Source organism: Neisseria sp. 19428wB4_WF04 (assembly GCF_015235335.1).
Taxonomy (GTDB): Bacteria; Pseudomonadota; Gammaproteobacteria; order Burkholderiales; family Neisseriaceae; genus Neisseria; species Neisseria musculi.
This window is the reverse complement of the sequence record NZ_JADGLG010000062.1, coordinates 1-12,190: the sequence shown is the minus strand read 5'-3', so window position 1 is coordinate 12,190 and position 12,190 is coordinate 1. Positions and strand designations below refer to the sequence as shown.

The following is a 12,190-nucleotide window of genomic DNA, read 5'->3' as shown; positions in this document are numbered from 1 at the left end:
GTATTGGGCTGAATACCTAAGATATCGGCAGCAGAACGTGCGGTTACTTCCAATACAAAATATTCAAGCAGTTTTCTTTGCAGACTCTTCTTTAACTTACAGTGGGTTATCTTCATTTTGGCAGCCTATCATGACTGCTAATCTACGTCAGCCCCTTAAATAAATAAATACCGCCGCGTTGGTAATAAAGGCCGTTTAAAAAAGGCCGTCTGAATTTTTCAGACGGCTCGGGCATTTAGGCAACGCTGTAAACCGTGCCCTCTGAAAATCAACTTATAAAGCTAAGGTGCTCTGAGAATCAAACTTAAGGCCGTCTGAAAAAAGCCGCCTGAATGTTTCAGACGGCCGCTACGGCTTTAAAACCGTTGATCGTTTCATTTGTTATTTACTGCGTGCAAAAACCATTTTCGCTGCCTGCCATGATACGCAGCATGCGCCGCCGATAAAGATTAGGTCGGCAACGGTGCGCACCCAGCGCAAGGTATCGAGCAGCTCCTGCTGCATGAAGCCTTCGCTGCGGGCATACCACAAACCTTGTGTGATGCTGGCATAGGCCTGAATCACGCCGACCGGCAGGAGGCTGATAACAATCATCAGCACCAACCCGCTGTTGAGCAGCCAGAAGCCCCAAGTCATCAGGCTTTCATTAAATTCTGCATCCGGTTTGATATAGGAAGCCACCAGCAACACAAAGCCCAACGCCAAAAAGCCGTATACGCCGAACAGGGCGGCGTGCGCGTGCACGGCGGTGGTGTTCAAGCCTTGCAGGTAATAGAGTGAAATCGGCGGGTTGATTAAAAAGCCGAACACGCCTGCGCCCACCATGTTCCAAAACGCTACGGCAACGAAACACATCAGCGGCCAGCGCAGCCGTTTCGCCCACGGGGCTGCGTGCTGGTAGGACCAATGTTCGTAAGCTTCACGACCAAGCAGAATCAAGGGTACAACCTCTAAGGCGGAAAATGATGCGCCCACGGCCATCACCGGCGTGGTGGTGCCGGAAAAATACAGATGGTGGAACGTGCCCGGCACGCCGCCCACCAGAAACAGGCTGGCGGCAATCAATGAGGTGATGGTTGCGGTGCGTTGCGATACCAAGCCCATGTTGTAGAAAATGAAAGCCAGCGCGGCGGTGGCAAATACTTCGAAAAACCCTTCCACCCAAAGGTGGACAACCCACCAACGCCAGTATTCCATAATGGTGAGGCTGGTGTGTTCGCCGTAAAACAGCCCGGGCGCGTAAAACAACCCCACCCCTGCCATAGAGGCAACAAAAACTGCCAGCATGTTTTTATCGGTTTTCTGCCGGAAGGCGTTGACGGTGCAGCGCAGCATCAGCCACAACCACAACAGCAGGCCGACCATCAGCAGAATCTGCCAAAAACGCCCCAAATCCAAATATTCATAACCCTGATGGCCGAACCAGAAATTCAAATGCAGCGGAATGGCATGGCTCAACGCTAAAAAGTTGCCGCCGTATGATCCCAGCACCACAATAAACAGCGCGATATACAGAAAATTCACGCCCGCGCGTTGGAATTTGGGATCTTTGCCGCCGTTGATAATCGGTGCCAAAAACAGACCGGCGGTGAGAAAGCCGGTGGCAATCCAGAAAATCGCCGACTGAATATGCCAGGTGCGCACCAGTGCATAGGGAAACCATTGCGAGATGTCGATACCGTAAAACTGCTGGCCTTCCACAGTGTAGTGCGCGGTCAGGCCGCCCAGCAACACCTGCGCCACAAACAAGGCCACGGTTAAAAACACATATTTGCCCAGGGCTTTTTGCGATGGGGTCAGCACCACTTTAGAGAGCGGGTCTTCAGACGGCGCGGCAGGTTCGTCATCGTGTTTCTTTAAAAACGAGAAACCCCAAACCAGCAGGCCGATGCCCAGCAGCAAAAACACGATGCTGGCAAACGACCACATATAGTTTTCGGTGGTCGGCACGTTATTGACCAAAGGCTCGTGCGGCCAGTTGTTGGTATAGGTGGCATCATGCCCGGGGCGGTTGGTGGAAGATGCCCAAGCCGTCCAAAAGAAGAAGTCGGTTAATTTTTGGCGCGCCTCTTCACTCGGCAGCGTGCCGTTTTTCATGGCAAACGCTTCACGGGTTTTAATCATGGAGGGGTCATCACCGTAGAGCATGATGTAGTAAGGCGCAACACGTTTAACCGCTTCGATGCGGGTGGCAGAAAGCACCACCTGTCCGTTTTCATTGACGCGCCCGCCGTTGCGGTATTCTTCGGCCAAACGCGCCTGAATATTGGCTTGGGCCGCTTTATCTAAATCGGCATATTTTTTACCGGTTTCTTTTTCTGCAGTGATGTCGAGCCAGGCCTCCGCTTCGCGGTGCAGCCAATCGGCCGTCCAATCGGGTGCCTGGTAGGCGCCGTGGCCGAGTATCGAACCCAACTCCATGCCGCCCGTGCTCTGCCAAGCCGACTGGCCTGCCAACACATCTTCTTTAGTGATAACGGTTTGCCCGGATTCGCTCACATAAGCCTGAGGAATCGGGGGCACCTGCCTGTAAACCTCGACACCCAAGTAACCGAGGATAGAGAAAGTAACCGCCAGTACCGCAATCAGCGAATACCAGAGCTTTTTATACTGTCCCATTTTGTGCTCCTTCTTCTAGTTGTGAAGTGGTTTCTAAATATTCATAAAATATGAATGTTGAAATTGTAGCACAAATTGATAAAAATAACGTTCTATCGCCGATAAAAAACAGAAATTTTTACTAAATAAAAGATAAATATAGATATATATCAAAATCTGCACTCGCCATCCGACACAACAACAGCTATTGGCACGATGAAAACTATTTTAAAAACACCAGTCACACCAGTCACACACTATAACCATGCTTTTAATATTCTTAAATAATGAATCAATTGATGTAAATCAATACCCATCCCGCAAGCTTCACATATGATTTTTTATCCATAAAACCGCTTCATAAAGCGGACATTTTCCAAAAAGGAACTTAACCATGAAACGCCACACCTTAGCTGCTCTGATAGCACCTTTATTCGCTCTCGCCTCCTGCGGACAGCCGCCGGCTGAAAAGCCTGCCGAAACTTCAGCTGCTTCTTCGCCCAAAGCTGAAACCCAAGCTTCTCAGGGCGAGCTGCCGGTAATTGAGGCAGTATTGACTTCCGCACCCAACGTGCCGCCGCCGGTTGATCGGGATTATCCTGCCAAGGTAGTCGTCAAAATGGAAGTGATTGAAAAAGTGATGCAGATGGCCGATGGTGTCGATTATAAATATTGGACATTCGGCGGTGATGTGCCCGGACAATTCATCCGTGTCCGCGAGGGAGACACGGTTGAAGTACAGTTTTCCAACCACCCCACATCCACAGTACCCCACAATGTTGATTTCCACGCAGCAACCGGCCCCGGCGGCGGTGCAGAAGCCACCTTTACTGCTCCTGGGCATACTTCTACCTTTAATTTCAAAGCCCTGCAACCCGGCCTGTATATCTATCACTGCGCCACGGCGCCGGTAGGTATGCATATTGCCAACGGTATGTACGGTTTGATTTTGGTCGAACCCAAAGAAGGCCTGCCCAAAGTGGATAAAGAGTTTTATGTGGTACAGGGCGATTTCTACACCAAAGGCAAATACGGCGAAACCGGCCTGCAGCCTTTCGATATGGAAAAAGCCATTAAAGAGCAACCGGATTATGTAGTATTCAACGGCCACGTCGGCGCGATTGCCGGCGACAACGCCTTAAAAGCAAAAGTAGGCGAAAGTGTGCGCATTTATGTGGGCAACGGCGGCCCCAACTTGGTATCCTCATTCCACGTTATCGGTGAAATTTTCGATAAAGTATATGTGGAAGGCGGCAAGCTGATTAACGAAAATATCCAAACCACAATCGTACCTGCGGGCGGGGCAGCAATTGTCGATTTCAAACTCGATGTACCCGGCAGCTACACACTGGTGGACCACTCCATCTTCCGCGCCTTCAACAAAGGCGCGCTCGGTCAATTGAAAGCAGAAGGACCTGAAAACAAAGAAATTTATTCAGGAAAACTCAGTGACGCCATCTATCAGTCAGAGGGCGGTGCCATTCAAACCGTGCCGCTCACTGCCGAAGAAGAAGCCAAAGTGAAGGCAGGCCCCAGCAAGGCATCAAACAAAGAAGATCAGATCAAGCTCGGCAAAGCCGTGTTTAACGCCAACTGCATGGCCTGCCACGGCGCAGAAGGCAAAGGCGTGGAGGGCGCGTTCCCCCCGCTTGCCAACTCCGACTATCTGAAAGCCGATCCCAAACGCGGCATTCACGCCATACTCAAAGGCCTGAGTGGAAAAATCACCGTTAACGGCAAAGAATACAACAGCGTAATGCCCGCTGTTGCGTTAAACGATGAAGACACCGCCAATGTACTGACCTACATACTCAACAGCTTCAACAACGGCGGCGGCCAGATTCACGCAGCCGATGTAGCCAAAGAGCGCGGCAAATAAATCAAAGGCCGTCTGAAAAACTTCAGACGGCCTTTGCCGCAAGAAACCATAACGTTTCATCCCATACTTTCAGACGGCCTTGTTATCCCCAGGCCGTCTGAAAAAACATCACGGAGCAAACCGCCATGAATACCGCACCACTGTTTGCCGCTGTTCTGCTGCTGAGCGCAGGCACTGCCGCCGCCGAAATGGCCAAAGTGAGCGGCGGCCGATACCGACCGCTTTATCTGAAAAAAGAAACGCCCATGATCAGCGTAAAAGCATTTCAAATCGACACCCTGCCCGTTACCAATGCCCAATTCGCCGCATTCATACAAAAACACCCGCAATGGCAGCGCGACAAAACCAGCAGCAAACAGGCCGAGTCCGGTTATCTGCGCCACTGGGTAAAAAACAATAACGGCCACGCTCCGCCCGAAAACGATTTAAACAAACCCGTTACCAATGTTTCATGGTTTGCTGCCCACGCCTACTGCGCCGCACAAGGCAAACGCCTGCCCACCATCGATGAATGGGAGTTTGCCGGCCAAGCCTCCCAAACCCGCATCAACGGCACCGCCGAACCGGGCTACAACCGCACTATTCTCGACTGGTATGCCGAAGGCAACCGCAAAGGCCTGCGCGATGTCGGGCAAAACAAACCCAATTACTGGGGCATTCACGATATGCACGGCCTGATTTGGGAGTGGACTGAAGACTTCAACAGCAGCCTGCTCACCTCAGCTTCTGCTGCCGGCAGCAATATGTTTTGCAGCGGCGCATCAGCAGGCTCCGCCGACCCCAGCGACTACGCCGCCTTTATGCGCTACGGCATACGCACCAGCCTGCAGGCTAAATTTGTACTCAACAACCTAGGATTCCGCTGCGCGAAGTAAAACAGAGCAGCAGCTTTGGCAAAATTCAAAATCATTACAAAACTGCTTTGCAAAGCATCTGAAGGATATCTGATTTTCATTTCAATTTTAATACTCAGATAGTATAGATTAGAGCCGGTTTAAGAATAAAACATTTGGTGTTTCACAGCCAATTGTTTTTCTTTTCCTGTGAACCAGCACATCCGAACCCCCGCGTATCTCCCAGTAGTTGATATTGTGCGAAACCGTTTGTCTGGGGAAATATTGACAGATAAATCCGCCGGCATCTTCATTGATCCTTTTCTCCCCCAAATAGCCGAGGCGGTAAAATAGGCTTCCGCCACCAATGCTTCGGCGGTTTGGGTGCACAGTAAAATTCTTTGCTGTTATACATAGCTACGGCACACTGGTTTTATCTGTCTCCGATGATGAGGCGCGGGCGACTCTTTAGCTTTGAAGCTCTTCAGTTTGCCGCTAACGGTATTGCTAGCAACCCGTTCGGCCGAGGTCGGTAATGCTCCTTTCCTATCTGTTGAAAAAAGCCGGGTTGTTCACACTTTTTATATGAAACAGCTTTTGTTTTTTGCTAAAACGATAGTTTCGTGATTTCTGTGCATTCTTAGAGAGCGATATAGCTTGTGCTTTTGGGTATTTTGACAACTCTCAACAATCCCAAAACGGGCCTTTAGGCAAAAAAACAAAAAGTGTAAACAACATTAGGATTTTCTACATCGCTCATTGCCGACAATGGTGTCGGATCACCAACCACCGTTGCGGAGTTTTGTGCAACAATCGCGAGAAGCTCGAGTGTTCCTCTGGCTCATGTGCTTCCATACTGCTCAATAAGGCTTCCGGCTGCTGCCGAGACGTTACCATGGTGTGCTGCTGTTGGTACTAGTAGTGCCAGACAGTGCTGTGGCGAGGCTTGATTTGATGATGTTTGTGCAACTGCTTCGGCGCCATGTTGATGGCGGATAAAGATGTTGATGTATTGAATCGGCCGAGAATGGAGCTTATCTTATAGGCTTTTCATTTGCTTCGTTTGCTTTGCAGGTTTGGCTGTTAGGATACGGTATCATTCGCTTTGAACCGGTTATATAGATCATAACAATCTTTACTCAGAAAAGGTCATCTGAAATTACACTCACTTTCAGCACCTCTATAAAAACCGCTATAATTCTGAAACTCTTACTCATCCCACATCGTGCCATGATCAGCCAATTTAAACAAATAGGCATTGTTGCCCGTCCTCAAACGCCGCGAATTCAAGAAACCCTGCATACACTGGTGGAGTTTCTACACGAAAAAAAACTTGACATTTATCTCGATGAGGCCGCTCTGCACGATGGTTCTGTCTGTGCCGTAGATGCAAAACGCTGCCATATTCTTGACAAAGGCAACTTCGGCAAAAAATGTGATTTGGTCATTGTACTGGGCGGCGATGGCACATTTCTGTCGGTAGGTCGCATTATTGCCCCTTTCCGGGTACCGGTTATCGGCGTCAATCAAGGGCATTTGGGGTTTCTCACACAAGTACCGCGCGAAAATATGACCCTGATACTCAACGGTATGCTCTCGGGAAAATATCTACCCGAAGAGCGCATTCTGCTCGAAACCACCCTGATACGCGAAGGTGGCACCGTTACCGCTTCACTGGCTCTAAACGACGTAGTTTTATCGCGCGGCGGTGCCGGACAAATGATTGAATTCGAAGTGTTTATCAATAAAGAATTTGTTTACACACAACGTTCAGACGGCCTGATTGTTTCCACCCCCACAGGTTCCACTGCCTATGCTCTTGCCGCCGGGGGTCCGATTATGCAGGCCAGTCTGCGTGCATTTACTTTAGTGCCCATTTGCCCCCAATCCATGACCAACCGCCCGATTGCCGTTGCCGACACTTGCGAAATTGAAATTCTAGTAACCAAAGGCGGTGATGCGCGCACCCATTTCGATGGGCAGTCGTTTATAGACATCCATACTTTTGACCGCATCAAAATCCACCGCTACCGCCACCCCTTGCGCGTATTACACCCCACAGATTACCAATATTACAAAACCCTTCGCCAAAAGCTGCATTGGGGAGAGCAATTGGTCGAAACATACCGTCAAATAAAAAAGATAGGAACTATACTAACTAAGCCCTAAATTTCACGTCACCTGTGCTACACTTTAAGCTGCTTGGATGGCACACCAAAGTTAAACCGAAACCCGTATTCTTTGTAAGAATAACGAAAAAGGTTGACGGTTGATTCCATTGTATTTTCTCAGAACACGCTTTTGCCGGACTCTAGAAATTCTCGATACTATTGATATGGTTTTATTTGTCTGAAAACAACCTGCCGTGATGGATACGGTGATGGGTAAAACCGCTTATATCCAACATATCACTGCTGCCCAAACAGTCAGTACGGACAATACTGTCAGGCATGATTTTTCTTGTAATAACAAGCAGTAGTGTTTCTCTTTTAGCATCCTCGACAACTACTGTATAAACCTTTGTACCGCGTTAAGAATCCGGATACTGTCACGTTTGTTGTTGCCTCCGCCTGAGCACGTCTGCCTTTGTGTTTACTACCGAAGCAGCCCTCATCCAACTCTACGAAGCATCAAAAATCTGGACCTGCCTTAAGAGTCAAACGATGACTGATAATGAGGCGGATTTTGCAGTAAAACAGCGTTGCGAAATGAGGATAGATTCCTAATAAATCTGCAGCAGAATGGTCTGTAACTTCACATACAAAAAACCGAAGGGGTTATCTTTAACTGCTCTTTTTAGTTACAATGGGTTATCTGCATTTCTACAGTTTGGGATAACTACTAATCCAGCAAAGTCTCAAAAGATAAGAAATCCAGCCTTACTTAAAAAATGGTTTTGTGAGTGACCGTAGTAGTAATAGTATCGGCTTCGTACCACCGTACTGCTAGTGTTTGACCACTTGTTTTGTGTTTTTCACTATATACGTTGCTCGTACAAAGATACAAAACGCCTCAAAACCAACCCTTCAATAAGGCAAACACAAACACCAGTACAGCAAAGGCATAAAAACCCAGGCGTGTGCGGTTACCTACATGAACGTGCATATCGTGCAGAATGTAGTAGAAACGGTGCACACCGTGCCAAAGAATGGTAAATACTACGGCACACAACACCAAATATACCAATTTATTGCCGACAAAGCCGTGTACGCTGTCGTAAAAATCAGCCGGGCTGCCCAATATGCTGGACGGCAGCAGCAGGCACATCACTACTAGAACAGGGGCTAGAATCAGAGCTGCAACGGTACCGCCTGCTGAAAAGATGCCCCAATACAAAGGCTTCATGTGTTTGTTACTCATTATTTTATCCCTCTTGTCAGGCCAATACGGCAACCAGTAACACCAACACCACAAAAACTGCGGCGAATGCGCTCCAACTGGCTTTAATCAATACGGCAGCCGGAACAAATTTTTCGCCTTTCTGTATCGGCATTGCTTTTGGCACGGCTTCAAACCAAGTTTTGCTGTTGAAGCAGGCCGCAGCCACGGCAAACAGGTTCAACAGCACCATCAGCGGGTTTTTCTGCATCTCCACCCAGCCTGCCCAAGCATCAAAGCTGCCTGCTAGGGAAGCCAAGCCGCAGAACAAGTTCAATGCGGCCAAAGCCACCGGCACGCTGGTCAGCTCACGCAACATATAGAGTTTGAAAAAGCGGTTGTGCATATACCAGTTAGCCGGCTGTTTGGCGGTATAAGGTTTACGGCTCATGTTATGCCTCCTCTTTCTTCAGGTTGGATAACGCCCAAAACGGCACGGCGGCGGCTTTGGCCTGCTGGATGGCACCGGCCGGGTCAACGTGTTTCGGACACACTTCCGAGCAGTAGCCAACAAAGGTACACGGCCAAATGCCGTTTTCACCGTTCATTACTTTAAAACGGGCGGTTTTGCCGGTATCTCGGTTGTCGAGATTGTAGCGGTGTGCCAACGCGGTAGCGGCCGGGCCGAGAAAATCGGCGTTCAACCCCACCTGCGGGCAGGCCTGATAACACAGCATACAGTTGATACACATAGTGTATTGTTTGAACTTGGCCAGCTCGGCAGGTGTTTGGCGGTATTCCTTATCGGCCAGCGCGCGCGGGTTTTTATTGATGATATAGGGTTTGACCGATTCGAGCTTTTCGATAAACGGATCAGCATCCACAATCAGGTCTTTTTCGATGGGAAACTGATCAAGCGCGCCAACAGTGATTTTGCCCGCCGAAGCATATTCGCGCACAAAAGTCGAGCAGGCAAGTTTGGGTTCGCCATTGACCACCATGCCACACGAGCCGCACACCTCCATGCGGCACGACCAGCGGTAGGCCAGTTCCGGCTCGAAATCGTCTTTAATCAGGGCGAGCGCGTCCAAAATCGACATATCCTGCGTCCATTCGATTTCAAACACTTGCGGCCACGGTTTCTCGTCAATACCGGGGCGGTAGCGCATCACTTCCAGTTTAATGATTTGGCTCATGATTTTTTCTCCCCTTCTGCACCGTAAACCCGTTTGGCGGGCTGCGATTTGGTAATCAACACGCTGCTGTATTCAATCTGCGGCGGTTCTTGCTCCCCCCGATAGAAACTCAGGGTGTGTTTGAGGAAATTTTCATCATCACGCTCGGGAAAGTCCAACCGCTGATGCGCGCCGCGCGACTCGGTGCGCGCATCGGCAGAATAAATCATCGCTTCGGCCACATCCAACAGATAACCCAATTCAATGGTAGTGAGCCAATCAGTGTTGTAGGTATCCGAATGGTCGGTTACACGCACATTCCGATAGCGCGCTTTCAGACGGCCTATTGCTTCTTTGGCACGCGCACCATTTTCCGCACTGCGGTAGATGCCCACTTCCGCCTCCATCATCGCACCCAATTCGCGGCGGATGTCGGCTGGTTTCTCAGTACCGTCCGTACGATTTTTCAATTCGGCAAACGGCCGGTAAGCCTGCTCGGCCAACGCGGCAAACGCTTCACAGTCCAAGCCGCTGCCGGCGGCTTGAGCATGTTTCAGCGCCTCTTCACCCGCCACTTTGCCGAATACGCATAACTCGGCCAACGAGTTAGAACCCAAACGGTTGGCACCGTGCAGGCCGACCGAAGAGCATTCACCCACCGCAAACAACCCTTTGATACGGGTTTCGCAACGCTGGTCGGTTTCGATGCCGCCCATGGTGTAGTGCGCGGTCGGACGCACCGGAATCGGCTCGTACACAGGATCGACACCAACGAATTTCTGCGCCAGCGAGCGGATAAACGGCAGCCGCTCATTGATAAAGTCTTCACCCAAATGGCGCAAATCCAAATGCACCGCATCACCGCGCGGCGTGCTGATGGTGCGGCCAGCCTTCCATTCATGGTAAAACGCCTGCGACAAACGGTCGCGCGGCCCCAGCTCCATATATTTGTTTTTCGGCTCGCCGATGGGCGTTTCCGGCCCCAAACCATAATCCTGCAAATAGCGGTAGCCGTCTTTATTAACCAAAATACCGCCTTCGCCACGGCAGCCTTCGGTCATCAGAATGCCTGAGCCGGGCAGGCCTGTAGGGTGGTATTGCACAAATTCCATATCGCGCAGCGGCACACCGTGGCGGTAGGCCATCGCCATGCCGTCACCGGTTACAATACCGCCGTTGGTGTTGAAGGCAAACACGCGCCCGGCACCGCCGGTGGCAATAATCACGCTTTTGGCCTGCACCGCGCGTACCACGCCTTCTTGCAGGCCGTAACACAACACACCGGCTAACCCGCCGTTATCAATGAGCAAATCAAGCGCAAAATGTTCGTCCAAACGTTTGATATTGGGATACTGCATCGAGGTTTGAAACAAGGTGTGCAGCATATGGAAACCGGTTTTGTCGGCGGCAAACCAAGTTCGCGGAATCTTCATGCCGCCAAAACGGCGGACATTGGCACGTCCGTCAGGCAGGCGCGACCACGGGCAACCCCAGTGTTCCATCTGAACCATCTCTTCAGTGGCATGTTCCACAAAATACTGCACCACATCCTGCTCGCACAACCAGTCGCCGCCCGAAACGGTGTCGTTGAAATGGTTTTCGAGCGAATCATCGTCACGCACCACGCCGGCCGAACCGCCTTCTGCTGCTACGGTGTGGCTGCGCATAGGATAAACCTTGGAAATCAAGTGTACGGTTTTATCGGGCGCGGCGCGTGCGATTTCAATTGCCGCCCTCAAGCCCGCACCACCTGCACCCACAATTGCCACATCGGTTTGAATGATGTCCATATTGCCTGCTTTTTTGTTGGTAGTCGGTTATGTTATTAAACAACATTGTAAATAAATTTAATAAGCGTCTTTTGATAAAAGGCAAATTTAGCCGAATCTTACTGTTTGGCAAACGTAAAAAAACCGTCTGAAAACTTTTAGGATTTCAGACGGCCTGTAGCCTTTGCAAAACTTACACTACTCTCTCAAATAAAAGCCCGATTACCGAAGTAATTTATTAAGTAGACTAAAATAAAAAAAATCTGCCCCCCCTAAAAAACCGAACAGCTTAATCAATCGACTCCCAAAGCCTGAATCCTGTATGGCACAGAACTCAATCCTTTCCAGCTTAACCCCATTATAGTTGCAGTAACAGATAGATTCGCGCAAAGCTGCTGCCAATCCGGCAGCGGAAGCATATTTGCGCGTATGGAAGCATTCCACTTTGAAATACGCAGGCTTTTTTTAACGTGCCGGAGAAGCTTTCCATTGCCGCATTGTCCAGACAGTTTCCCTTACGGGACATGCTCTGCACTAATCCTTTGTCTTTTAACTGCTTTTGATAAAAATCCATCTGATACTGCCAACCTTGGTCAGAATGCAGTATCGGTTTTTCAG

The 12,190-nt window shown here is 49.8% G+C and carries 8 protein-coding genes and 4 pseudogenes; 4 read left to right on the top strand and 8 right to left on the bottom strand.

The window, feature by feature from the left end; translation table 11 throughout:
• Together IR141_RS10895 and IR141_RS10890 are read right to left on the bottom strand one after the other, a co-directional pair.
• Positions 1-116: pseudogene (locus IR141_RS10895) on the bottom strand (IS1595 family transposase); the annotation flags it as partial.
• Positions 117-381: 265 nt separating this feature from the next.
• Positions 382-2,619, bottom strand: coding sequence for a nitric-oxide reductase large subunit (locus IR141_RS10890; RefSeq protein WP_135037108.1), 2,238 nt, complete (start codon positions 2,617-2,619; stop codon positions 382-384).
• Between the two features lie 373 nt (positions 2,620-2,992).
• Here IR141_RS10890 and nirK point away from each other — a divergent pair.
• The 4 genes and pseudogenes from nirK to IR141_RS10875 all read left to right on the top strand — a co-directional run.
• Positions 2,993-4,051: pseudogene (nirK, locus tag IR141_RS10885) on the top strand (copper-containing nitrite reductase); the annotation flags it as partial.
• Positions 4,052-4,087: 36 nt separating this feature from the next.
• On the top strand, positions 4,088-4,477 hold the full coding sequence (locus IR141_RS13515) for a cytochrome c (RefSeq protein WP_256359874.1): 390 nt from the start codon (positions 4,088-4,090) through the stop codon (positions 4,475-4,477).
• A gap of 125 nt (positions 4,478-4,602) precedes the next feature.
• Complete coding sequence (locus tag IR141_RS10880) at positions 4,603-5,352, top strand: formylglycine-generating enzyme family protein (protein WP_135037102.1); 750 nt, start codon at positions 4,603-4,605, stop codon at positions 5,350-5,352.
• A 1,188-nt stretch (positions 5,353-6,540) separates the two neighbouring features.
• Positions 6,541-7,479: an NAD(+) kinase gene (locus tag IR141_RS10875; protein WP_135037099.1), complete on the top strand. Its 939-nt coding sequence runs from the start codon at positions 6,541-6,543 to the stop codon at positions 7,477-7,479.
• 17 nt (positions 7,480-7,496) lie between these two features.
• Here the strand turns inward: IR141_RS10875 and IR141_RS10870 are convergent.
• The 6 genes and pseudogenes from IR141_RS10870 to IR141_RS10845 form a co-directional block, all read right to left on the bottom strand.
• Positions 7,497-8,117 (bottom strand): annotated as a pseudogene (locus tag IR141_RS10870) (IS1595 family transposase).
• A 205-nt stretch (positions 8,118-8,322) separates the two neighbouring features.
• Positions 8,323-8,670: a fumarate reductase subunit FrdD gene (frdD, locus tag IR141_RS10865; RefSeq protein ID WP_135037096.1), complete on the bottom strand. Its 348-nt coding sequence runs from the start codon at positions 8,668-8,670 to the stop codon at positions 8,323-8,325.
• A gap of 16 nt (positions 8,671-8,686) precedes the next feature.
• Positions 8,687-9,079 (bottom strand): fumarate reductase subunit C, encoded by a 393-nt coding sequence (locus tag IR141_RS10860; RefSeq protein WP_135037093.1) that lies wholly within the window; start codon positions 9,077-9,079, stop codon positions 8,687-8,689.
• Position 9,080: 1 nt separating this feature from the next.
• A complete protein-coding gene (locus IR141_RS10855; protein WP_135037090.1) occupies positions 9,081-9,824 on the bottom strand; it encodes a succinate dehydrogenase/fumarate reductase iron-sulfur subunit in 744 nt (247 codons plus the stop codon).
• Entirely contained in the window at positions 9,821-11,593 is a 1,773-nt protein-coding gene (gene frdA, locus IR141_RS10850; RefSeq protein WP_135037087.1) for a fumarate reductase (quinol) flavoprotein subunit, read from the bottom strand. Before frdA ends, IR141_RS10855 begins: the two co-directional genes overlap by 4 nt.
• 442 nt (positions 11,594-12,035) lie before the next feature.
• Positions 12,036-12,190: pseudogene (locus tag IR141_RS10845) on the bottom strand (IS3 family transposase); the annotation flags it as partial.